17 protein-coding genes and 1 tRNA gene are annotated in these 23,269 nt (G+C 59.9%); 13 read left to right on the plus strand and 5 right to left on the minus strand.

Features of this window, described 5'->3' with window-relative positions:
• The first annotated feature begins 58 nt into the window (after window positions 1-58).
• Complete coding sequence (locus AC1Q8Q_RS08255; RefSeq protein ID WP_492614962.1) at window positions 59-1,285, plus strand: multifunctional CCA addition/repair protein; 1,227 nt, start codon at window positions 59-61, stop codon at window positions 1,283-1,285.
• A gap of 83 nt (window positions 1,286-1,368) precedes the next feature.
• Here the strand turns inward: AC1Q8Q_RS08255 and folK are convergent, their stop codons facing one another.
• Both folK and folB read right to left on the minus strand, forming a co-directional pair.
• Window positions 1,369-1,887, minus strand: a complete 519-nt coding sequence (gene folK / locus AC1Q8Q_RS08260; protein WP_168759034.1) for a 2-amino-4-hydroxy-6-hydroxymethyldihydropteridine diphosphokinase — start codon at window positions 1,885-1,887, stop codon at window positions 1,369-1,371.
• Window positions 1,878-2,234, minus strand: coding sequence for a dihydroneopterin aldolase (folB, locus tag AC1Q8Q_RS08265; RefSeq protein WP_110754828.1), 357 nt, complete (start codon window positions 2,232-2,234; stop codon window positions 1,878-1,880). Before folB ends, folK begins: the two co-directional genes overlap by 10 nt.
• Window positions 2,235-2,308: 74 nt before the next feature.
• Between folB and plsY the strand changes: the two genes are divergently transcribed.
• A complete protein-coding gene (gene plsY, locus AC1Q8Q_RS08270) occupies window positions 2,309-2,878 on the plus strand; it encodes a glycerol-3-phosphate 1-O-acyltransferase PlsY (protein WP_033043881.1) in 570 nt (189 codons plus the stop codon).
• Window positions 2,879-2,901: 23 nt separating this feature from the next.
• On the opposite strand, the gene tsaD is transcribed toward plsY, so the two are convergent.
• Complete coding sequence (gene tsaD / locus AC1Q8Q_RS08275; RefSeq protein WP_020798822.1) at window positions 2,902-3,927, minus strand: tRNA (adenosine(37)-N6)-threonylcarbamoyltransferase complex transferase subunit TsaD; 1,026 nt, start codon at window positions 3,925-3,927, stop codon at window positions 2,902-2,904.
• 199 nt (window positions 3,928-4,126) lie between these two features.
• On the opposite strand from tsaD, the gene rpsU reads away from it, so the two are divergent.
• The 5 genes from rpsU to AC1Q8Q_RS08300 all read left to right on the plus strand — a co-directional run bounded on the left by rpsU (window position 4,127) and on the right by AC1Q8Q_RS08300 (window position 12,667).
• The gene (gene rpsU / locus AC1Q8Q_RS08280) at window positions 4,127-4,342 is read left to right on the plus strand and encodes a 30S ribosomal protein S21 (RefSeq protein ID WP_002551877.1); all 216 of its coding nucleotides are present in this window, start codon (window positions 4,127-4,129) and stop codon (window positions 4,340-4,342) included.
• Between the two features lie 482 nt (window positions 4,343-4,824).
• The gene (gene dnaG, locus AC1Q8Q_RS08285) at window positions 4,825-6,795 is read left to right on the plus strand and encodes a DNA primase (protein ID WP_033043880.1); all 1,971 of its coding nucleotides are present in this window, start codon (window positions 4,825-4,827) and stop codon (window positions 6,793-6,795) included.
• 67 nt (window positions 6,796-6,862) lie between these two features.
• Entirely contained in the window at window positions 6,863-8,710 is a 1,848-nt protein-coding gene (gene rpoD, locus AC1Q8Q_RS08290) for an RNA polymerase sigma factor RpoD (RefSeq protein WP_020798824.1), read from the plus strand.
• 120 nt (window positions 8,711-8,830) lie between these two features.
• Window positions 8,831-12,577 carry a bifunctional diguanylate cyclase/phosphodiesterase gene (locus AC1Q8Q_RS08295; protein ID WP_168759036.1) on the plus strand — a complete coding sequence of 1,249 codons (3,747 nt, stop codon included), beginning with the start codon at window positions 8,831-8,833 and terminating at the stop codon, window positions 12,575-12,577.
• Window positions 12,578-12,590: 13 nt separating this feature from the next.
• A tRNA-Ile gene (locus AC1Q8Q_RS08300) sits at window positions 12,591-12,667 on the plus strand.
• An 84-nt stretch (window positions 12,668-12,751) separates the two neighbouring features.
• Here the strand turns inward: AC1Q8Q_RS08300 and AC1Q8Q_RS08305 are convergent.
• On the minus strand, window positions 12,752-13,429 hold the full coding sequence (locus AC1Q8Q_RS08305; protein ID WP_042955514.1) for a zinc metalloprotease: 678 nt from the start codon (window positions 13,427-13,429) through the stop codon (window positions 12,752-12,754).
• A gap of 391 nt (window positions 13,430-13,820) precedes the next feature.
• Window positions 13,821-16,175, minus strand: a complete 2,355-nt coding sequence (locus tag AC1Q8Q_RS08310) for a glucose/quinate/shikimate family membrane-bound PQQ-dependent dehydrogenase (protein WP_492614963.1) — start codon at window positions 16,173-16,175, stop codon at window positions 13,821-13,823.
• A 185-nt stretch (window positions 16,176-16,360) separates the two neighbouring features.
• Between AC1Q8Q_RS08310 and AC1Q8Q_RS08315 the strand changes: the two genes are divergently transcribed.
• From AC1Q8Q_RS08315 to pqqB, 6 genes are all read left to right on the plus strand, one after another.
• Entirely contained in the window at window positions 16,361-16,822 is a 462-nt protein-coding gene (locus tag AC1Q8Q_RS08315) for an Lrp/AsnC family transcriptional regulator (RefSeq protein ID WP_008061529.1), read from the plus strand.
• Between the two features lie 183 nt (window positions 16,823-17,005).
• Entirely contained in the window at window positions 17,006-18,688 is a 1,683-nt protein-coding gene (locus tag AC1Q8Q_RS08320; RefSeq protein WP_020798843.1) for a flavin monoamine oxidase family protein, read from the plus strand.
• Window positions 18,689-18,700: 12 nt separating this feature from the next.
• A complete protein-coding gene (locus AC1Q8Q_RS08325; protein ID WP_020798844.1) occupies window positions 18,701-19,495 on the plus strand; it encodes a carbon-nitrogen hydrolase family protein in 795 nt (264 codons plus the stop codon).
• Window positions 19,496-19,543: 48 nt separating this feature from the next.
• Window positions 19,544-21,973 (plus strand): pyrroloquinoline quinone biosynthesis protein PqqF, encoded by a 2,430-nt coding sequence (gene pqqF / locus AC1Q8Q_RS08330; RefSeq protein ID WP_492614964.1) that lies wholly within the window; start codon window positions 19,544-19,546, stop codon window positions 21,971-21,973.
• A 158-nt stretch (window positions 21,974-22,131) separates the two neighbouring features.
• On the plus strand, window positions 22,132-22,206 hold the full coding sequence (gene pqqA, locus AC1Q8Q_RS08335; protein ID WP_003444522.1) for a pyrroloquinoline quinone precursor peptide PqqA: 75 nt from the start codon (window positions 22,132-22,134) through the stop codon (window positions 22,204-22,206).
• Window positions 22,207-22,289: 83 nt separating this feature from the next.
• Window positions 22,290-23,201, plus strand: coding sequence for a pyrroloquinoline quinone biosynthesis protein PqqB (pqqB, locus tag AC1Q8Q_RS08340; protein WP_020798846.1), 912 nt, complete (start codon window positions 22,290-22,292; stop codon window positions 23,199-23,201).
• The last annotated feature ends 68 nt before the right edge of the window (window positions 23,202-23,269 follow it).

Raw genomic sequence — 23,269 nt, forward strand, 5'->3', positions numbered from 1 at the left:
GTTGTGCCTCCGAACGCTCGACGTAAAGGTTATCCTGTCGAGCTAACGGAGGTTTTTCATGCGGATTTATAAAGTTGGCGGTGCCGTACGTGATCGCTTGCTCGGCATAGCAGTCACCGACATCGACCGCGTCGTGGTCGGTGCGACCACTGAAGAAATGCTCGCCAAGGGTTTTCGCCCGGTAGGCGCTGATTTTCCGGTGTTTCTTCACCCGAAAACCGGCGAGGAATATGCCCTTGCCCGGACCGAACGCAAAAGCGGGCGTGGTTACGGCGGGTTCACGTTCCACGCCAGCCCTGACGTGACACTGGAAGAAGACCTGATTCGCCGCGACCTGACGATCAACGCGATGGCCGAAGACGATGAGCAGAACCTGACCGACCCCTATCACGGCCAGCGCGATCTCGAGGCTAGAATACTTCGCCACGTTTCCCCCGCGTTCGCCGAAGATCCCCTCAGGGTTTTGCGCGTTGCCCGTTTCGCGGCACGCTACGCGGAGCTTGGGTTCACTGTCGCCACCGAAACCCTCGAACTGATGCGCCAACTCAGTGAGTCTGGCGAACTCCAGGCGCTGACGGCGGAGCGCAGCTGGAAAGAAATCTCCCGCGCCCTCATGGAAAATCAGCCACAAGTGTTTATCGAGGTGTTGCGCGCCTGCGGTGCGCTCAAAGTGCTGATGCCGGAAGTCGACGCGCTGTTCGGTGTACCGCAGCCCGCGATACACCATCCGGAAATCGACACCGGCGCCCACACCCTGAGCGTGCTTCAGCAAGCGGCACACCATAAACAACCGCTGACCGTACGCTGGGCCTGCCTGCTGCATGACCTGGGTAAAGGGCTGACGCCAAAGGAGCAATGGCCTCGCCATATCGCCCATGAGTCCAAGGGGCTGAAGCTGATCAAGGCGGTCAACGAACGCTTCAAGGCGCCAAGGGATTGCCAGGAGTTGGCGCTACTGGTGGGCGAATATCACACCCACGGGCATCGCGCGCTGGAGCTGAAGGCATCTACTTTACTCGAGCTACTGCAGAGCTTTGACGTTTACCGTCGACCGCAGCGGTTCGAGGAATTTATTGCCGCGTGCGAAATGGATGCACGCGGACGCAAGGGACTGGAGGAGAGAAGTTATCCACAGGCGGACTATTTGCGCGGGGCGGCGACGACAGCGCGCAGCGTTGCGGTTCAGCCTTTGCTGGAGCAGGGATTTAAAGGGCCTGAATTGGGTGAGGCGATCAAGCGAGAGCGGCTCAAGGCATTGAAAGCTTACAAAGAGGCGTCGTCCTGAAAGACTTCGCGAGCAGGCTCGCCCCCACAAGTGTTGCGCTGAACCCTGTGGGAGCGAGCCTGCTCGCGAAGGCGTCAGTTAAATCACAACAAATTCAAAGATGTCAGTTGCTCACCGCGCCATTCGAAAGCCACGGGTGCCAACACCTGATCAATCTGCGATTCAGCCCACAACTCGGCGAAACTTTTACCTACGCCCGGGTGCACGCGATCCGGAGCAATCAGCGACAGCGGCCACAACACAAAGGCATTTTTAAGAATTTCCGCCCTCGGCAGCACCAGGCCATCGAAGTTGCCCACCAAATCACCGAACAGTAAAACGTCGATATCCAGGGGCAAACCTCGGCGATCTGGTGCGTAACGCCCATTATCCGCTTCGATGAACTTCAGCCGGCGATCCAATTCCATCAGCGGCAAGTCGGTATAAGCCGACACCACGAAATTGAAAAACGGCCCGCTCTTGATCCCCACCGGCTGGCTTTCGAAGACCGCCGAGCAACGCATATCCACGAGAAAGCCCGCCAGGGCGTCCAAGCCGGCCTGCAAATGGGTTTCGCGCTCGATGTTGCTGCCGAGCCCGAGATACACCTGAGTCAGCGACATCCGCGCTCGATCTCCACACCCACGCCACCTGTAGCAGCAGGAACCGCACCTGGCTTGGTCAGTTTGAGACGCATCCAGGTAATCTTGAATTCGCTCATCAGTGCTTCAACCAGGCGCTCGGCAAAGGTCTCGACCAGTTGAAACTGTGCCTGTTCGGCAAAGGCCTGGATACGCGACGAAACGCTCGCATAATCAAGCGCCAGGGTCAGGTCATCGCCAGCGGCGGCTGGACGATTGTCCCAAGCGAAACTCAGGTCAAGCCGCAAGCACTGTCGGATGCCTCGCTCCCAGTCATAGGCACCGATCACGGTGTCGACTTCCAGGCCCTCGATAAACACTCTGTCCAAGCACTTTTCTCCGCTACACGACAAGGGCGCAATGCGCCGTTAGAATCAGGGCGTCCTCGCCCGGAATAGTTAGCATGTTTTGGTTACTGGCGATCCTCGCCTACCTGCTCGGCTCGCTGTCCTTCGCCATCTTGCTCAGCCGCCTGACCGGTAACCCCGATCCGCGAATGAGTGGTTCGGGCAATGCTGGCGCCACCAACATGTTGCGCCTGGCCGGCAAGAAACTCGCCATCCTGACCCTGCTCGGCGACTTCTGCAAAGGCCTGCTGCCTGTACTGGTCGCCAGTGCCGCCGGCCTGTCACTGCAGGATCAGGCCTGGGTCGGCGTTTGCGCCGTCATCGGTCACCTGTTCCCGCTTTACTTCCGCTTTCGCGGTGGCAAGGGTGTCGCCACCGCTGCCGGCATGTTGCTGGGGTTATACCCGCCTGCAGCCTTGATGGCGGTCTGTGCCTGGCTGCTGACGTTCTACCTGACCCGCACCAGCTCGCTGGCCGCCTTGATCGCCACGCCCTTGACCCTGCCACTGCTGGCCTGGCAAGAACCGGCAGCACTGCTGCCCATGTGCGCCCTGACCGGCATGATCGTCTGGCGCCACCGGGGCAATCTACGCGACCTGTTTGCGGGGCGCGAACGGCATTTTTAGCAGCCCGGCATGAGTACGCTTCATCACAGGGGCGACAACTGCTCCATCGGCCACCGCGCCTGCACACTGATCGCCAGGCTTTCCTGCTGACCAGCCTTCAGGCGTTGGCAGCCCGCAAACGCAATCATGGCGCCATTATCGGTACAGAACTGCGCACGGGCGTAAAAAACATCGCCCTTCATGTCGCCTAGCATCTTTTCCAGGGAAGAGCGCAACGCCTTGTTGGCACTGACGCCCCCAGCGATCACCAGGCGCTTCATGCCAGCCGCTTTCAGGGCACGCTTGCACTTGATGGTCAAAGTCTCCACCACGGCCTGCTGGAACGCCAGCGAGATGTCGCAACGGGCTTGCTCACCGTCGTCCCCGGCACTCACACACTGCTGCCAGGTGTTCAGGGCGAAGGTTTTCAAGCCGCTGAAACTGAAGTCCAGGCCAGGGCGGTCGCACATCGGACGCGGAAAGACGAAACGCCCTGCAACGCCTTGCTCTGCCAGCCGAGCGATTTCCGGCCCACCCGGATAATGGAGCCCCATCATCTTCGCGGTTTTGTCGAACGCTTCGCCCGCGGCATCGTCCAGGGTCTCACCCAGAAGCGTGTATTGGCCGATCCCGTCGACCTGAACCAACTGCGTATGGCCGCCCGACACCAACAAAGCGACGAACGGGAATTCCGGCGGTTGCGACTCCAACATCGGTGCCAGCAAGTGACCTTCCATGTGATGCACGCCGAGCGCCGGAATGCCCCAGGCAAAGGCCAGTGCCTGAGCGCAGGAAGCACCCACCAGCAAGGCACCGACAAGGCCAGGGCCCGCGGTATAAGCGATGGCGTCGATCTCGGTTGGCACACAGTCGGCTTCGGCCAGGACCTGACGAATCAAGGGCAGCATGCGCTTGACGTGATCACGCGAGGCCAGTTCCGGCACTACGCCACCATACGCACGGTGCAGGTCGATCTGGCTGAACAGCGCGTCGGCCAGCAGGCCTCGTTCACTGTCGTAGAGTGCGACACCAGTTTCGTCGCAAGAGGTTTCTAATCCCAGTACTAGCATGGGTTTGCGCCTTGTTTAGGCTGAATTCGAAGGCGCGCATAATAGTCGTCGCGTGATGCCCCGACCAGCGGTTTTCGATCAGAGGCTTTGCATTCCGTGCGATGAGGGGTTAACATCCGCAACCCTTAAAAACCGACGTCTTCAAGTGCTCTTTTGCCGCGAGGATGTTGACCCCGGTAATGAATGAAGGTAGCTCTGGATGCCAGCCGTCAAAGTAAAAGAGAACGAACCCTTCGACGTAGCTCTGCGTCGTTTCAAGCGCTCCTGCGAAAAAGCCGGTGTACTGGCTGAAGTTCGTAGCCGCGAATTTTACGAGAAGCCAACTTCTGAGCGTAAGCGCAAAGCAGCAGCCGCTGTTAAGCGTCACGCCAAGAAAGTTCAGCGCGAACAGCGCCGCGCCGTTCGTCTGTACTAATACACAGACGATCGTAGCAAGCTTCTGCCAAGCCCGGCTCTGAGCCGGGCTTATGGCATTTGCGTAAAACGCTTGATGCTTCACCGTCGAAGCCGCAGATGCGACTGAGACAAATCTGCTTCACCGCGTCAGACCTGGCTCTTTTGCCAGCGGTGCACGTCTTTTCTGACGAGCCTTTCAAGGCTACTGACGAGCACACCCACTGATTCCTCTCACGACGATCAGCCCAAGGCACCTGTTTGCGTGCCGAATTACGAGCTATCCGAGACCATTGACTGGTCGCAGCCGGATTCAGCGTAACATTTTCAAATAGTCGAATACTGATGAGCAGTAACGTCAGTGGATTTTCGACAGATACACTTCCCGACAGCGATCATGCAGGCGATACCGGTCGAGCCGCACACTTTGCGCGCCTCAAGTAATGACCCGCGCTCAGCTACCCTTCGCTTCGGTTCCTTTTCAGCGCAGATGACGAGAACGCCATGGCCGGGCTAATTCCCCAGAGCTTCATTGACGACCTTCTGAACCGCACCGACATCGTCGACGTGGTCAGCTCGCGCCTGCAATTGAAAAAGGCCGGAAAAAACCATACGGCCTGCTGCCCGTTCCACAAAGAGAAAACCCCCTCTTTCAGCGTGAGCCCCGACAAGCAGTTCTATTACTGCTTCGGCTGCGGCGCTGGCGGCAATGCCCTGGGCTTCATCATGGACCACGACAACCTGGATTTCCCCCAGGCTGTCGAGGAACTGGCCAAAGCCGCCGGAATGGAAGTCCCCCGCGAAGAAAGTGGGCGCTCGCACAAACCGCGGCAGCCAACCGACTCGCCGCTGTACCCACTGCTCACAGCCGCCGCCGATTTCTATCGCGCCGCCCTGAAAAGTCATCCGGCACGCAAAGCCGCCGTGGACTACCTCAAAGGTCGCGGGCTGACCGGTGAAATCGCCCGGGACTTCGGCCTGGGCTTTGCGCCACCTGGGTGGGACAACCTGTTCAAGCACTTGAGCAGCGATACCCTGCAACAAAAAGCCATGATTGATGCCGGCCTGCTGATCGAGAACGCCGAAACCGGCAAACGCTACGACCGCTTTCGTGACCGCGTGATGTTCCCGATCCGCGACAGTCGCGGGCGTATCATCGCGTTTGGTGGCCGGGTGCTGGGCGACGACAAACCCAAGTACCTCAATTCACCGGAAACTCCGGTCTTCCATAAAGGCCAGGAACTCTACGGCCTGTACGAAGCGCGCAAGAACAATCGCAACCTCGACGAAATCATCGTCGTCGAGGGCTACATGGACGTCATCGCCCTCGCCCAGCAAGGCTTGCGCAATGCCGTCGCGACCCTGGGCACCGCCACCAGCGAAGAGCACATGAAACGACTGTTTCGAGTCGTGCCCAGCGTGCTGTTCTGTTTCGACGGCGACCAGGCCGGCCGCAATGCGGCCTGGCGCGCACTGGAAGCGACACTGACAAGCCTGCAGGACGGTCGCCGCGCGCGATTCCTGTTCCTGCCCGAGGGTGAAGACCCGGACACCCTGGTCCGCTCCGAAGGCACCGACGCCTTTCGCGCACGGATCAACCAGCACGCGCAGCCGCTGGCCGATTACTTCTTCCAACAACTGACCGAAGAGGCCGACCCTCGCTCGCTCGAAGGCAAGGCCCACATGGCAACCCTCGCCGCACCGCTGATCGACAAGGTCCCCGGCGCCAACCTGCGCACCCTGATGCGCCAGCGGCTGCTGGAAATCACCGGACTGAGCGGCGAGGCGGTGAGCCAACTGGTACACAGCGCGCCTCAGGACGCGCCACCGGCCTATGACCCTGGCATGGATTACGATGCCATGCCGGACTACTCCGACTTCCACCAACCCCAGGAGGCCTACACGCCCCAGCAGGAGTGGACGCCGAAGAAATCCGGGGCCGGCGGCAAGAAATGGGACAAGAAACCCTGGAGCAAGAACGGCAAGCGCGGTGATCGCGACGAGCCTTACGCCCCACGCAAGCCAGTCGCAGTGGAAGCCCCGACGCTTATCGCTTTGCGCACACTGATTCACCACCCGCAACTGGCCAAAAAAGTTGAGAGTGCCGATCACTTTGCCAACGAGAGCAACACGTACGCTCAGGTACTAATCGCCCTGATCGAGGCTGTGCAGAAAAATCCTGGGCTAAACTCTATTCAGTTGATGGCCCGCTGGCACGGCACAGAGCAAGGACGCCTATTGAGAGCCCTCGCAGAAAAGGAATGGCTAATTGACGGCGATAACCTTGAACAACAGTTTTTAGACACCATTACTAGGTTATCCGCGGGCCAGCACACGCAGACCCTCGATGACCTCATCAAGAAAGCAAGGCAGCCGGGATTGTCGGCTGAAGAGCAAATTCAGATAGCTAAACAGATGCGCGACCTCTTAAAACAGAATGTTTCCGCATCAAACCCGACCTCAACTGGCGCGTGAGGTCATAGCTCAGGTATAATCCTCGGCTTGTTTTTTGCCCGCCAAGACCTTCAGTGGATAGGGTGTTATGTCCGGAAAAGCGCAACAGCAGTCTCGTATTATTGAGTTGATCAAACTGGGTCGTGAGCAGAAGTATCTGACTTACGCCGAGGTCAACGACCACCTGCCCGAGGATATTTCAGATCCAGAGCAGGTGGAAGACATCATCCGCATGATTAACGACATGGGGATCCCCGTACACGAGAGTGCTCCGGATGCGGACGCCCTTATGTTGGCCGACGCCGATACCGACGAGGCCGCTGCGGAAGAAGCCGCCGCCGCGTTGGCAGCGGTGGAGACCGATATCGGTCGCACCACTGACCCAGTGCGCATGTACATGCGCGAAATGGGTACGGTCGAGCTCCTCACGCGTGAAGGCGAAATTGAAATCGCCAAGCGTATTGAAGAGGGTATCCGTGAAGTGATGAGCGCAATCGCGCACTTCCCTGGCACGGTTGATCATATTCTCTCCGAATACACTCGCGTTACCACCGAAGGTGGCCGCCTGTCCGACGTCCTGAGCGGTTATATCGACCCGGACGACGGTATTGCGCCGCCTGCTGCGGAGGTTCCGCCGCCGATCGACACCAAGACCGCGAAAGCGGATGACGATTCCGACGACGATGACGCCGAAGCTTCCGATGACGAAGAAGAAGCCGAAAGCGGTCCGGATCCCATCATCGCCGCCCAGCGCTTTGGTGCTGTCGCCGATCAGATGGAAATCACCCGCAAGGCGCTGAAAAAGCACGGTCGCCACAACAAGCTGGCGATTGCCGAGCTGTTGGCCCTGTCCGACCTGTTCATGCCGATCAAACTGGTTCCGAAGCAATTCGAAGGCCTGGTCGAGCGTGTGCGCAGTGCCCTGGATCGTCTGCGCCAGCAAGAGCGTGCAATCATGCAGCTCTGCGTTCGTGATGCACGCATGCCGCGTGCCGACTTCCTGCGCCAGTTCCCGGGCAACGAAGTCGACGAAAGCTGGAGCGATGCACTGGCCAAAGGCAAAAGCAAATACGCTGAAGCCATCGGTCGCGTGCAGCCGGATATCATTCGTTGCCAGCAGAAGCTGACCGCGCTGGAAACCGAAACCGGTTTGACGATCGCCGAGATCAAGGACATCAACCGTCGCATGTCGATCGGTGAGGCCAAGGCCCGCCGCGCGAAGAAAGAGATGGTCGAAGCGAACTTGCGTCTGGTGATCTCCATCGCCAAGAAGTACACCAACCGTGGCCTGCAGTTCCTCGACCTGATCCAGGAAGGCAACATCGGCCTGATGAAAGCGGTAGACAAGTTCGAATACCGCCGCGGCTACAAATTCTCGACTTATGCCACCTGGTGGATCCGTCAGGCGATCACTCGCTCGATCGCCGACCAGGCCCGCACCATCCGTATTCCGGTGCACATGATCGAGACGATCAACAAGCTCAACCGCATTTCCCGCCAGATGTTGCAGGAAATGGGTCGCGAACCGACCCCGGAAGAGCTGGGTGAACGCATGGAAATGCCTGAGGACAAGATCCGCAAGGTATTGAAGATTGCAAAAGAGCCGATCTCCATGGAAACCCCGATCGGTGATGACGAAGACTCCCATCTGGGTGACTTCATCGAAGACTCGACCATGCAGTCGCCAATCGATGTTGCAACCGTTGAGAGCCTTAAGGAAGCGACTCGCGAAGTGCTGTCCGGCCTTACTGCCCGTGAAGCCAAGGTACTGCGCATGCGCTTCGGTATCGACATGAATACCGACCACACCCTCGAGGAAGTTGGTAAGCAGTTCGACGTTACCCGCGAACGGATTCGTCAGATCGAAGCCAAGGCGTTGCGCAAGCTGCGCCATCCGACGAGAAGCGAGCATCTGCGCTCCTTCCTCGACGAGTGATACCAGAACCCCCGGCCCAGGCCGGGGGTTTTGTTTTTGCAGATAATTCCCCCGCTCCACCCCACCCGCCGATTTGCCCGTCTACACTCGAAACATTCCCCGAGCCATAACGAGACCGTTATGCCCAGACTGCCGACCGTGTGTTTTTTGCTGTCGCTGATGACCTGGACCGCAACGGCTGGCGCGCTGACTCTCACTGACGAAGAACGTAGCTGGCTGGCGGCCCATCCGGACCTGCGCCTGGGTGTCGATGCATCCTGGCCGCCCTTTGAGTTTCGCGACGACCAGGGGCGTTACCAGGGCCTTGCTGCAGACTATATCGACCGTATTCGCCAGCGGCTGGCCATCAAGCTCACGCCCATTGAGCCCGTGAGCTGGACGGTGGTACTGGACCAGGCCAAGCAAGGCAAGCTGGACCTTTTGCCGGGCATCATGTCGACCCCGGAACGCCAGGCCTACCTGTCATTCACCCGTCCCTACCTGGACTTCCCGATCGTCATCCTGGCGCACGTCGGAGGCGCCCAACCGCGCAAACTCAAAGACCTGTACGGGCTAAAAATCGCCGTAGTGGAAAACTACGCACCTCACGAACTGTTGCGCACCCACCATCCCGATTTGAACCTGGTGGCGATGCCCAATGTCAGCTCCGCTTTACAGGCGCTGGCTACCGATGAAGTAGACGCCGTGGTAGGCGATCTCGCTTCCAGCGTCTGGAGTCTGCGCCAGCTCAAACTCGACGGGCTGTACGTCAGCGGCGAAACTCCCTACCGCTACCAGTTGGCAATGGGTGTACCCCGTGACAACAAAATGCTGGTCGGCATTCTGGATAAAGTCCTCGCCGACATGACACCTGCTGAAGTCAGTTCGATCCAGGAACATTGGGTCGGCAACGTACTGGATCATCGAACATTCTGGTCTGATCTATTGGTCTACGGCTTGCCTGGGCTACTTTTACTGATCGCCGTGCTCGCCGCCGTGATCCGCGTCAACCGCCGCTTGAGCTCGGAAATCGCCCGCAGGGTCAACCTGGAGCAGGAACTGCGCAGCAGCGAATACCACTACCGCGGGCTGGTGGAGAGCCTTTCGGCCATCGCCTGGGAAGCGCGGATGAGCGACTTCACCTACAGCTACGTGTCGCCCCATGCCGAAGACCTGCTCGGTTACCCCTTGTCGCATTGGCTGATCCCAGGCTTCTGGCGCAACATCATCCACCCCGCCGACCTCACCCGCGCGCAGAGTTTCTGCGACCACGAAGTGTTGGCCGGGCGTGACCACACTCTCGATTACCGGGTCATCACCGCTGACGGTCGTTGCATCTGGGTCCGCGACATCGTCAGCCTGATCGAACACGGTCATGAGCCGGTGATGCGCGGCTTGATGATCGACATCAGCGAGACCAAACGCACCGAAGAAGCACTGCGCTTGTCTGAACAGAAGTTTGCCTCGGTGTTCCAGCAGTGCCCAGACATCCTGGTGATCGCACGCCTGAGTGACGGTTGCCTGCTGGAGGTCAACGATGCGTTCGAAGAACAGATCGGCCTAAAGGCCGAAGACGTGATCGGCCAGACTGCCACCGACTTGAACATCTGGGGTATTCCGGGTGTCGGGCCCGGGCTGCTGCAGCGCTTGCAGGCCGGCAGCATTCGAAACCTGGAGATGCCCTTTCGTCGCAGCAATGGCCAGGTGTTCACCGGCCTGATCTCGGCCGAGCCCTTCGACCTCGATACCACCCCGGCGCTGGTCGTCGTGGTGCGAGACATCACCCAGCTCAAGGAAACCCAGCAACAACTGCAAACCTCCGAAGAAAAGTTCGCCAAGGCCTTCCACGCCTCCCCCGACGGCTTGCTGCTGTCGCGCCAGAGCGATGGCCTGCTGTTGGAGGTCAACGAGGGGTTCAGCCGCATTACCGGCTTCAACAGCGCGATGTCGGTGGATCGCTCGGCCCTTGACCTGGGGATCTGGGTCAACCTCAACGAGCGCAAACAAATGCTCGACCTGTTGCACCGGGATGGTTTCGTCCGCGATTTCAGCTGCCATATCCGCCGCAGCGATGGGCAGATCCGCCTCTGCGAAGTCTCCAGCCGTCCGCTACCGATCGGTGACGACGACTGCATGCTGACCATCGCCCGGGACATCACCGAACGCCACCTGATGCAGGAAAAACTGCAGCAGGCCGCGACGGTATTCGAGAGCACCGCAGAGGGCGTGTTGATCACCGATACCCAGCAGCACATCAGTGCGGTCAACCGCGCCTTTACCGAAATCACCGGCTACAGCGAAAGCGAAGCACTGGGGCACACCCCGCGCCTGCTTGCCTCGGGCCTGCATGACAGTGCGTTCTACGCGGCCATGTGGCATCAACTGACCGACGAAGGTCATTGGCAAGGCGAGATTTCCAACCGACGCAAAAATGGCGAACTCTATCCCAGCTGGTTGACCATTAGCGCCGTACGAAATCGTAACAACTTCATCACGCACTTCGTGGCTGTGTTCGCCGACATCTCCAGCCTCAAGCACGCCCAGGCCAAACTGGACTACCAGGCTCACCACGACCCGCTGACCGGTCTGCCAAACCGCACGTTGTTCGAAAGTCGCCTGCTCAACGCGCTGAATCACCAGAAGGAAAACGGCGGTCAGGGCGCAGTGCTGTTCCTGGATCTGGACCGTTTCAAACACATCAATGACAGCCTCGGTCACCCGGTCGGCGATCTTTTGCTCAAGGGGATTGCCGTGCGTCTCAAGGAGCAGTTGCGAGACATCGACACTGTCGCGCGCCTGGGCGGCGACGAATTCATCATCCTGCTCCCGGGCCTGCAGCAACCCAGCGACGCCGACAACATCGCCACCAAGCTGCTCAATTGCTTTACCGCGCCGTTCCAGGCGGGTGAGCATGAGTTTTTCATCAGCTCCAGCATCGGCACCAGCCTCTACCCCAAGGATGGCAGTGACGTAGCCACGCTGATCAAAAACGCCGACGCAGCGATGTACCGCTCCAAGGCCAAAGGCCGTAACCGCGTAGAAAGCTATACCTGCGACCTCACCGCTCAAGCCAGCGAGCGTGTGGCGCTGGAGCACGAACTGCGACGCGCCATCGAGCGCAATGAACTGCACCTGTGCTACCAACCCAAGATCAGCCTCGACGACTATCGCCTGGTGGGGGCCGAAGCGCTGATTCGCTGGCGTCATCCGACCTTCGGCGAAGTGCCGCCCGAACACTTCATCTCACTTGCCGAAGAAAACGGCATGATCCTGCAGATAGGCGACTGGGTACTCGAGACCGCCTGCCGGCAGATGTTCGAATGGAACCAGATGTACGAAGGCCTCGGCCCACTGTCGGTCAACCTCGCCGGTGCCCAGCTGCGCCAACCGAATCTTTTGGGGCGAATCGAACAACTGCTCAAGGACAACCGCCTCAATCCCGGTTGCCTGCAACTGGAGATCACCGAAAACTTCATCATGAGCCAGGCCGAAGAAGCGCTCGCCGTGCTGCACCAACTCAAGCATCTGGGTGTGCAATTGGCGATCGACGACTTCGGCACCGGGTACTCCTCGCTGAGTTACCTCAAGCGCCTGCCGCTGGACATACTCAAGATCGACCAGTCCTTCGTCCGCGGCTTGCCGGACGACCCCCACGACGCCGCTATCGTGCGCGCCATTATCGCGCTCGGTCGAAGCATGCAATTCACGGTCATCGCCGAAGGCGTCGAAACCCAGGCGCAGCAGCAATTCCTGGCTGCCGAAGGCTGTGAGCAGATCCAAGGCTACATCGTCAGCCTGCCCCTGCCCCCTGACGAATTCGCCGCGACGTTTCTTCGTACAGCAGTAATGGATTTTTCGGATAGCACAGCCGCGAAACCATCGCTATAATCCGCGACCAATGGGGCCTATAGCTCAGTTGGTTAGAGCAGAGGACTCATAATCCTTTGGTCCACGGTTCAAGTCCGTGTGGGCCCACCAAACAAGAAAGCCGCGCAATGCGCGGCTTTTGCGTTTCTGAAGGGTCCGATTGAGCGGCGACGAACTTCAAGGACCATCGGCGGCTCATCTATTAAATACACGCTCCGACCTTTCGGGGCCTCCAATTGTCATTGACGGAATGGCTTGCACTGCCCGCAGCCGCTCCAACGTTGGCCCGGTGTACACAACCTCATACGTATCCGCCGCCCGTCCCCACTGCTCCACGATAACCATGCCGTCAACCAAGACCGCTGCCAATTCGGCAATGATCCCAGACAGTTCTTCCACGATGTCTTGAGTTCGCTGCCACACGCGATCCGTCAGCATTTTAAGCTCAGCCGTTATACGCTCGGATGAAGCCGGATCGGTCTCGGGGTAGAGGATATTGCGCAGCAGGTGCTGCAACTCCCGGATCTTTGCGTAATCCTGATGTGCGCCCTGCTCGCCTTTAAGGATGGCTGTCGCTTTCAACCTGTCGACGCGCTGCCCGGCTGATTTTTTTAAAGGCAGGGTCTGCGCCATCGCGCCAGCCAGGAGGACCATCATCCGGGCCTCCAGATGTTGCTTCATGGCGTCTATCGACGGAATGGACCGCACCAGGCTGATGGACGCCCCGCCTTGGTGCCGCAAGTCCATGGTCACCGTCAGGTTCACGCTGCCCGTGGCAAAACCCAAGGCACGGGCCACGACGTAGTGGCCCATTTCGTGATGTGCGATCTGCCAGGCGTGATCCCTTACAGCGGGCGGCAACTTCTTCGTCATGACCTGTCCCCTCGCGCCACGGCCTCAATTGAGCGTTCCTTTACGATTTGTCATACATCACAGACCCAATGGGGGTCCAGGGTCAATCATCAAAACCCGAATCGAACCACCGTTCGCCAGATGTTCTCCAGCAGCCCCTTGGCACCTTCACAAACCTCTCCGCGATCCAGCGCCACGGAAAAATCAATGATAGGCAAGTGGACCCCGCCGTGTATGTCAGACACGACCTGAAATGGCGTTGCTTTTTTCCCTCCCAATTAGCGCCCACGAAAAAGCCGCGACATTGCGCGGCTTTTTCGTGGGCGGGTTCAGTCAGCTTGCCTGAATTGCCGAGTTATCGTTCTTCGCGGGCAAGCCTCGCTCCTACGGTTTGTGAGAATGGACACGTTATCTATGGCAATGCGTAGGCAATCACATAATCACCACGGTCCGGCGACTGACGTGCACCGCCAACGGTGAGCAGGATGTACTGCTTGCCCGTTTTCGGCGAGACATAGGTCATCGGGCCGGACTGGCTGCCCACCGGCAACCGCGCCTTCCAGATTTCCTTGCCGTTGCCGGTATCGAAGGCGCGCAGGTAGAAGTCCTGGGTGCCGGCGAAGAACAGCAGGCCCGACTGGGTGGCGAGCGAGGCGCCCAGGGTCGGCATGCCGATCGGGATCGGCAGGTGCATGCGGATGCCCAGTGGGCCGGTGTCCTGTACGGTGCCGACCGGTACCTGCCACATCAGTTTGTGGGTCTTGAGGTCGATGGCGGACATGGTGCCGAACGGTGGTTTCTGGCACGGAATACCGACCGCCGAAAGGAAACGCTCACGCATGGCGCCGAACGGTGTGCCTTCCTGGGGTACCACGCCCATTTCGATGCCACTGGCCCCGGCTTTGATCTTGTCGCGCGGGATCATGTAGTTGGCCAGGCCCAGGCGCATGTCGTTGACGAACATGTAGTTCGTGTTCGGGTCGACCGAGACGCTGCCCCAGTTCATCCCGCCCAGCGAGCCCGGGAATTGCAGGGCGCGATCCATGCCTGGCGGGGTGTAGACGCCTTCATGACGCATGCCTTTGAACTGGATGCGGCACATCAACTGGTCAAACGGAGTGGCTCCCCACATGTCGGACTCGGTCAGGGTCTTGTTGCCGATTGACGGCATGTCCACCGAGAACGGCTGGGTCGGCGAGTAGCGTTCGCCAGGCACATTGCCCTGCGGCACTGGACGCTCTTCGACCCGCGCTATTGGCACGCCGGTTTCGCGGTTGAGCAGGAAAATCTCCCCCTGCTTGGTCACTTGCGCCAAGGCCGGCTGGGTGCCGCCCTTGTCGTCCGGCACGTCATACAACAGCGGCTGTGCAGGCAGGTCGAAGTCCCACAGATCGTTGTGGGTGGTCTGGAAGTGCCAGCGCACCTGACCGGTTTTCACATCGAGGGCAACGATGGACGAGTTCCATTTGTTGTCCATGTCGGTCCGCTGGCCGCCGAAGAAATCCGGTGTCGCGTTGCCGGTGGGCAGGTAGACAAGACCGAGCTTGGCGTCGTAGGACATCGCCGACCAGACGTTCGGCGTACCCCGGGTGTAGGTCTCGCCGGGCGGTGGGCGTTTGGTGGTGTTCGGGTTTCCCGGATCCCACGCCCACACCAACTCGCCGCTGCGCACGTCGTAGGCACGGACCACACCTGGCGGCTCGCCAGTGGAGTAATTATCGGCGACACGGCCACCGACGATCACCACCTCCCCTGCGACCAACGGGGTCGAGGTCTGCTGGTAGTAACCCGGTTTGACTTCACCCATGTCGGTGGTCAGGTCGACGGTGCCCTGGTTGCCGAACTCTTCGCACGGCTTGCCGGTTTCGGCATTGATGGCGATCAGGCGAGCATCGCCGGTCGGCAGGAACAGACGTTTCGTACAAGCGCTTGGCTGCTCGGCTACAGGCGCAGCGCCAGCATCGAAGTAACCCAGGCCACGGCAACGCTGCCAGTTGGGCGCGGTGCCTTGCGGGTCGAACTTCCAGCGCTGGGCGCCAGTGTCGGCGTCCAGGGCGAAAACCTTGCCGTACGCGGTGCAGGTGTAGACCGTGTCACCGATCTGCAACGGGGTGTTCTGATCTTCGGCACCGGCGCCGGTGCTTTGCGGGATATCGCCGGTGCGGAAGGTCCAGGCCACCTGCAATTTGTCGATGTTGCCTTTGTTGATCTGGTCCAGCGCGGCGAAGCGGTTGCCGGCGGTGGTATTGCCCCAGTGCGCCCAGTCTTTCTGTTCGGTACCTGGTACCACCGGCGTGACGGCCGGTTCAGTGGTGGCCTTGACCACCGGGGTCGGTACGAACATGTAGGCCAGCGTCGCGACGACACCGACACCCAGCAGCCCGGCCAGGCCATAGGCGCCTCGACCTGCGGTTGCGCCGGAAGCGCGCACCAGCGCCGGATAAATCAATGCGACGACCAGGCCGATGACGGCAAAGGTCAGCACGCGCGAGACCAATGGCCAATATTCGAGACCGGCATCCCACACGGCCCAAACGGCCGTGAGGATCAGCGCCAGACCATAAAGCCACGCCCCCAGCGGTCTACGCCGGGCAATCATCAGCCCCGAGACCAGCATCGCCAGGCCCATCAGCAGGAAATACCAGCTGCCACCGAGGGTGATCAGATACCCGCCGCCACCAGCCAAACCGAGTCCGATCAGTGCAATCAGGACACCCAGCCCCGTCAGCAGCCATTTGCTGCCGCCGGCAGCCCCAGAATTATTCATGTCGGAATTTTTCCCCATTTGTGACAAGGGCGGAATAATGTACTACCTAGTTACTTATGGCAATTTGTCGCAGGCACAAATGTCATGAACGGTATTGAGGCTAGTCCAGATATCCGTCGCGAGCGCTGCGCGGGATGTGCCTGTAACATGCCTGGACATTGATTCCATGCCGCTGGAGACCGCCCTTGCCTGACACTCGCCCGCCCGTTCTCGACGAAATCGACCGTCAGCTGATTGCCGCCCTGCAGATCAACGCCCGCGAGAGCGTGGCCATGCTCGCCCGGCAATTGGGCATCGCCCGGACCACCGTCACCTCGCGCCTGGCTCGGCTGGAAAAGGCCAAGGTCATTACCGGTTATGGCGTACGGCTTGGCCAGCGCGTGGTGGATGGTGGGTTGCAGGCGTATGTGGGGATTACCGTACAGCCTCGCTCCGGCAAGGAAGTGTTGCGGCGCTTGAGTGCGATGGGCCAGGTGCAGCAGCTGTGTGCGGTAAGTGGCGAATTTGATTATGTCGCCTGGTTGCGCAGCGATTCGCCAGAGCAGCTGGACCAACTGCTGGATCAGATTGGCAGTGTCGATGGGGTGGAGAAGACAACGACGTCGATCATCTTGAGCAGCAAGATCGATCGGGGGCAGCCGGTTTGAAAACTATCCAATGTGGGAGCGGCGGTGGACAGTATGCACAGCGCTATCGTCATATTGATCAATTAATTGGCAAAACGACGACACATTGAGTCTTATTAACGTGTTCTACGCTCTCTAGAATGGCTGGCATCTTTTCCTATACTCAGATGCGCACTCCGCGTCGGGTCGACAGCAAGGTCAGCCATGAACAAGAACAATCGCCATCCTGCAGACGGTAAAAAACCAGTCACCATTTTCGGTCCGGACTTTCCTTTCGCCTTCGACGACTGGATCGAACACCCGGCTGGCCTGGGCAGCATTCCCGAACACCATCACGGTGCCGAAGTGGCGATCGTCGGTGCCGGTATCGCCGGACTGGTAGCCGCGTACGAACTGATGAAGCTCGGCCTCAAGCCGGTGGTCTATGAGGCCTCGAAGCTGGGTGGCCGCCTGCGCTCCCAAGCATTCAATGGCACCGACGGCATCGTCGCGGAACTGGGTGGCATGCGTTTTCCAGTGTCATCCACTGCGTTCTATCACTACGTCGACAAGCTGAATCTTGAAACCAAACCCTTCCCCAACCCGCTGACACCAGCCTCAGGCAGTACTGTCATCGATCTGGAAGGCAAGACCCATTACGCACAGAAACTGGCGGATCTTCCTGCCCTGTTCCAGGAAGTCGCCGACGCCTGGGCCGACGCCCTGGAAGCGGGCTCGCAGTTCTCCGATATCCAGCAGGCCATCCGCGACCGCGACGTCCCGCGACTCAAGGAGCTGTGGAACACCCTCGTGCCACTGTGGGACGACCGCACTTTCTACGATTTCGTTGCCACCTCCAAAGCCTTCGCCAAACTGTCGTTCCATCACCGCGAAGTGTTCGGCCAGGTTGGTTTCGGTACCGGTGGCTGGGACTCTGACTTCCCCAACTCGATGCTGGAAATCTTCCGCGTGGTGATGACCAACTGCGACGATCACCAGCATCTGGTGGTCGGTGGCGTGGAACAAGTGCCACAGGGCATCTGGCGCCATGTCCCGGAGCGCTGCGTGCACTGGCCGCAAGGCACCAGCCTCAAGTCATTGCACAGCGGTGCGCCACGTTCCGGCGTGAAGAAAATCGCCCACGCGCCGGACGGCCGCTTTGCGGTCACCGACAACAACGGCGATACCCGCGAATACGCGGCGGTGCTGACCACCTGCCAGAGCTGGCTTTTGACCACCCAGATCGAATGCGATGAAACCCTGTTCTCGCAAAAGATGTGGATGGCCCTGGACCGCACCCGCTACATGCAGTCGTCGAAAACCTTCGTGATGGTCGACCGCCCGTTCTGGAAGGATAAAGACCCGGAAACCGGTCGCGACCTGATGAGCATGACCCTCACCGATCGCCTGACCCGCGGCACCTACCTGTTCGATAACGGCGACGACAAGCCCGGGGTGATATGCCTGTCGTATTCGTGGATGAGCGACGCCTTGAAAATGCTCCCTCACCCGGTGGAAAAACGCGTCAAACTGGCGTTGGATGCTCTGAAGAAGATCTACCCGAAAGTGGACATCGCCGCGCGAATCATCGGCGATCCGATCACCGTGTCCTGGGAAGCCGACCCGCACTTCCTCGGTGCCTTCAAGGGCGCCCTGCCCGGTCACTATCGCTACAACCAGCGCATGTACGCGCACTTCATGCAGGACGACATGCCGGCCGAACAGCGCGGAATTTTCATCGCCGGCGACGACGTTTCATGGACGCCGGCCTGGGTTGAAGGTGCAGTGCAGACCTCGCTCAATGCGGTGTGGGGCATCATGAAACACTTCGGCGGTGCAACTCACGCCGAGAATCCGGGTCCAGGAGATGTGTTCAACGAGATCGGTCCGATCGCCCTGCCCGAGTAAGAGGAGTCCGAAATGCGCGTAGCCCTTTACCAATGTCCACCGTTGCCCCTGGATGTCGCCGGCAACCTTCAGCGCCTGCATCAGCTGGCACTGGAAGCAAAGGGCGCCGACTTGCTGGTATTGCCGGAGATGTTCCTGACCGGCTACAACATCGGCGTCGATGCCGTCAGTGTGTTGGCGGAAGTGTACAACGGTGAATCGGCGCAACAGATTGCGCGCATTGCCAAGGCCACCGGGATCGCCATCTTGTATGGCTATCCCGAACGCACCGGGGACGGACAGATCTACAACGCCGTGCAATTGATCGACGCCAATGGCGAGCGTCTGTGCAATTACCGCAAGACGCACCTGTTCGGTGACCTCGACCGTTCGATGTTCAGCGCCGGCACGGACGACTTCCCGATCGTGGAACTCAACGGCTGGAAGCTCGGGTTCCTGATCTGCTACGACCTCGAGTTTCCGGAAAATACCCGGCGCCTGGCCCTGGCTGGCGCCGAGCTGATCCTGGTACCGACCGCCAACATGACCCCGTTCGACTTCATCGCTGATGTCACCGTACGTGCCCGGGCCTACGAAAATCAGTGCTACGTGGCTTATGCCAACTATTGCGGGCACGAAGGCGATATCCAGTACTGCGGCCAAAGCAGCATCGCCGCACCGGACGGCAGCCGCATCGCCCAGGCGGGACTCGATGAAGCACTGATTGTCGGGGAGCTGGATCGTCAGTTGATGCTCGACTCGCGCGCCGCCAATCGCTACCTGAACGATCGCCGCCCCGAGCTTTACGGCGCGCTGAACAAGCGCTGAGCCACCGTTATCCGCTAGCATTGGCACTTCTCTGTTCTGGAAGTGCTCATGCCTGCGCTGAATCACCCTCGCCCCCACACTGAAACCCTGGCCAACGGCTTGCGGGTGACGCTGCGTCATGCCCCGGATTTGAAGCGCTGCGCGGGGGCGTTGCGAGTTGCCGCCGGCAGCCATGATGTGCCGTTGGCCTGGCCTGGACTGGCGCACTTTCTTGAACACCTGATGTTTCTCGGCACCGAGCGCTTTGCCGCCGATCGAGGGCTGATGGCTTTCGTCCAGCGCCATGGCGGCCAAGTGAATGCGCAAACCTGCGAGCGCACCACCGATTACTTTTTCGAGCTGCCTACCCAGGCGTTTGCCGAGGGTCTTGAGCGGCTGGCAGACATGCTCGCCCATCCCCGGATGGACCTGGACGACCAGCACCGGGAACGGGAAGTGCTCCACGCGGAATTCATCGCCTGGTCGCAAGATGCCGCGGCGCAACAGCAACTGGCCCTGCTGGACGGGCTTAGCGACGCGCATCCGTTGCGCGGTTTTCATGCCGGCAACCGCGACAGCCTGGCGGTGCCGCAACCTGAATTCCAGCAGGCCCTGCAGGATTATTACCAGCGTTATTACCAGACCGGACAAATGACCTTGAGCCTTGTCGGCCCCCAGAGCCTTGATGAGTTGAGGCTGCTGGCCGAAGCATTCGGCAACGTCATTGCCAAGGGCGAGAAGGTTGCGCAACAAGCGCCTACACCGCTGATGGCTGGGGCAGACAACCGTTATCAACAGACCGGCGAGCACCGGCTGGACCTGCTGTTTGCCCTTGAAGCATTACCCGACTCATCGCCCGAAGCACTGGACTTTCTGTGCCATTGGCTGAATTGCGCGAAACCTGGTGGGCTGTTGGCCGAACTGCGCAAACAGGGCCGGGCTGAACATCTCAAGGCACGCTCCTTGTATCAGTTCGCTGGACAAGCCCTGTTGCACATTGAGTTCACGCTGCCTGCCAATGCACCGGCGACCGGGATTGGCGAGCAATTGCAGGACTGGCTGGGCTTTTTCGCCCGACAGGATTGGCGCGGGTTACGCGAGGAATATGCGGCGTTGCGCAAGCGCCAGCAAGGTGTCAGCAGTGCCTTGCAACTGGCCCGACAGGACAGCGAAGAGCGCGAGACAGGGTTATCCGAAGTCGGATTGACCGCCCTCAAGGCGATCCTGGAAATAATCGGTGCTGTGGATAACTTCACCGGCCCGTGGCAACTGCCCGCGCCCAATCCGTTCCTGCAAAGCGAAGCAGCAGCACCCAATGCCGGCTTGATTCGCGGACAAACCAGCGCCCACCGGGGCCTGCGTACCTTTGCCCAAGACCGCTCACGCAGCCGCCGCGAACGTTCGCCAATGCAATTCAGCCAAGCGCTGCCGGATAACACCGCGCAAGGCGCGGTGTATCTGCGCTGGTGCCTTGAGGCGGCCCCCGGCGCCAGCCTTCAATCGCGTCTGGAAGACAACCTGCAAGCGTTGCGCGAAGACGCAGGTCAGGCCGGCGTGGACTTTTCCTTCGGTGCATCGGGCAATCAATGGCTGTTGAAAATGACCGGCCTGCAAGCACCGATGCCCAGCATCCTCGAACACGCGTTAGGCCTGCTGACCCAACCTGAGGCAGCACTATCACAGCAATCACCAGCCCGCCCCGCGTTGATGCCGATTCGACAGCTACTCAAGGTGCTGCCCGATCACTGCCTTGAGCCTACGCCCGAATCGGACAACCTGGCGCAACTGTGGGCGAGTGCTCGCTGGACAGGCCTGGCGAGCGGTTTTTCTACCCAGACTCAATCGGCCATGGGGCTGGTGTTGAGCCGCGTGCCGGGTACTGCGGATACGCAACAGGCACCCACACCGTCAATTCATGCGCAGCACCTGTGGAGCACTATAGAGACCGACTCCAGCGAACACGCACTGTTGCTGTTCTGTCCGACCGCCACCCAGGAACTGGCCGACGAAGCCGCCTGGCGTCTGCTCGCCCATCTCTGTCAGACGCCCTTCTATCAGCGCCTGCGGGTAGAGTTGCAGTTGGGCTACGCAGTGTTCAGTGCCCTGCGCCAGATCCACGGGCAGACCGGGATGCTGTTAGGAGTGCAATCGCCGAACGTTGTCGCTGCAGAGCTCGTGCAGCACATCGAACAATTCCTCAGCGCATTGCCGGCGTTGGTGCAGGCACTCGACGAGAATGCCTTCATCGCCCAACGCCAAGCCCTGGCAGATCAGTTTTCCAGCGCCGCCCTGACGACAATCCAGGCCGCGGAAATGCTCTGGCAGGGCAAACTGGCGGGCCGCCCGTCGGATTATCTGATGCAGTTGCCCCAGGCCATTCTCCTGACCGATCGCGCCGCACTACTGGCCGCAGTTGAGCGATTGATCCAGGCCGACGGTGGCTGGCGCTGCCTGGCGAACACCCCTGCACCCGGCGCACCTTGGCAAGCGATAAAATGATCATTGCCTAGACTGTAAGGAGCTTTTTCAAAGTTTCATGGGCAATCCCTGTGAAATTTTGAGTAACATAGCAGCCTAACTATTTGGAACATCTCTAACCGGAGGTGGACTATACATATAGATAGCGCTGTCCAACCTTACCTGAAGGAGTTCAACTGATGGCCTGGACCAAACCAGCTTACACCGACCTGCGTATCGGCTTTGAAGTCACCATGTACTTCGCCAGCCGCTGATCTCTGCCCTGGCAGAAATGTAGTTCAACGCCTCGGTTTATCCCGAGGCGTTTTATTTTCAGCGTTGAAATGATGGAGCATCCATGTTCGTCCAGATCCTAGGTTCCGCCGCCGGCGGCGGTTTTCCTCAGTGGAACTGCAACTGCGAAAACTGCGCAGGTTTTCGCAATGGCAGCCTGCGGGCCAAGGCACGCACCCAATCGTCCATCGCGATTTCCGATAACGGCGTGAATTGGGTGCTGTGCAACACCTCCCCGGACATCCGTGCCCAGCTCCAGAGCTTCGCGCCCATGCAACCGGGGCGCGCACTGCGCGATACCGGGATCAGCGCGATCATCCTGATGGACAGCCAGATCGACCACACCACCGGCCTGCTCATGTTGCGCGAAGGTTGCCCGCACCAGGTCTGGTGCACCGACATGGTCCATGAGGATTTGAGTACCGGATTCCCGCTATTCAACATGCTGACCCACTGGAACGGCGGCCTGAGCTGGAACCGCATCGAACTCGACCAGAGCTTCAGCATCCCGGCCTGCCCGAATCTGCGCTTCACCCCGCTGCCACTGCGCAGCGCCGCGCCGCCCTACTCGCCGCATCGCTTCGACCCGCATCCAGGCGACAATATCGGCCTCATCGTCGAAGACCTCAATACCGGTGGCAAGCTGTTCTATGCGCCGGGGCTGGGCAAGGTCGATGCGCCACTGCTGGAAATCATGGCTGCCAGCGACTGCCTGTTGGTGGACGGCACGCTGTGGGACGACGACGAAATGCAGCGCCGTGGTGTCGGCACCCGCACCGGCCGGGAGATGGGCCACCTGGCGCAGAATGGGCCTGGCGGCATGCTTGAAGTGCTGGAGCAACTGCCCAAACAGCGCAAGGTGCTTATCCACATCAACAACACAAACCCGATTCTCGACGAAGATTCGCCGCAGCGGGCGGAGCTGGAACGGCGCCAGGTTGAAGTGGCGTATGACGGCATGAGTATTGTGCTGTAACGGAGGGCCCCTTCGCGAGCAGGCTCGCTCCCACAGGGGGAAGGCGATCTACTGTGGGAGCGAGCCTG

It is taken from the genome of Pseudomonas sp. GW823-FHT06B06 (assembly GCF_058795195.1).

Excerpts from the sequence above, each read along its gene's own strand:
- AC1Q8Q_RS08255 (WP_492614962.1), top strand. The coding sequence starts at position 59 with ATGCGGATTTATAAAGTTGGCGGTGCCGTACGTGATCGCTTGCTCGGC.
- folK (WP_168759034.1), bottom strand. The coding sequence starts at position 1,887 with ATGTCGCTGACTCAGGTGTATCTCGGGCTCGGCAGCAACATCGAGCGC.
- plsY (WP_033043881.1), top strand. The coding sequence starts at position 2,309 with ATGTTTTGGTTACTGGCGATCCTCGCCTACCTGCTCGGCTCGCTGTCC.
- tsaD (WP_020798822.1), bottom strand. The coding sequence starts at position 3,927 with ATGCTAGTACTGGGATTAGAAACCTCTTGCGACGAAACTGGTGTCGCA.
- rpsU (WP_002551877.1), top strand. The coding sequence starts at position 4,127 with ATGCCAGCCGTCAAAGTAAAAGAGAACGAACCCTTCGACGTAGCTCTG.
- dnaG (WP_033043880.1), top strand. The coding sequence starts at position 4,825 with ATGGCCGGGCTAATTCCCCAGAGCTTCATTGACGACCTTCTGAACCGC.
- rpoD (WP_020798824.1), top strand. The coding sequence starts at position 6,863 with ATGTCCGGAAAAGCGCAACAGCAGTCTCGTATTATTGAGTTGATCAAA.
- AC1Q8Q_RS08295 (WP_168759036.1), top strand. The coding sequence starts at position 8,831 with ATGCCCAGACTGCCGACCGTGTGTTTTTTGCTGTCGCTGATGACCTGG.
- AC1Q8Q_RS08305 (WP_042955514.1), bottom strand. The coding sequence starts at position 13,429 with ATGACGAAGAAGTTGCCGCCCGCTGTAAGGGATCACGCCTGGCAGATC.
- AC1Q8Q_RS08310 (WP_492614963.1), bottom strand. The coding sequence starts at position 16,175 with ATGAATAATTCTGGGGCTGCCGGCGGCAGCAAATGGCTGCTGACGGGG.
- AC1Q8Q_RS08320 (WP_020798843.1), top strand. The coding sequence starts at position 17,006 with ATGAACAAGAACAATCGCCATCCTGCAGACGGTAAAAAACCAGTCACC.
- AC1Q8Q_RS08325 (WP_020798844.1), top strand. The coding sequence starts at position 18,701 with ATGCGCGTAGCCCTTTACCAATGTCCACCGTTGCCCCTGGATGTCGCC.
- pqqF (WP_492614964.1), top strand. The coding sequence starts at position 19,544 with ATGCCTGCGCTGAATCACCCTCGCCCCCACACTGAAACCCTGGCCAAC.
- pqqB (WP_020798846.1), top strand. The coding sequence starts at position 22,290 with ATGTTCGTCCAGATCCTAGGTTCCGCCGCCGGCGGCGGTTTTCCTCAG.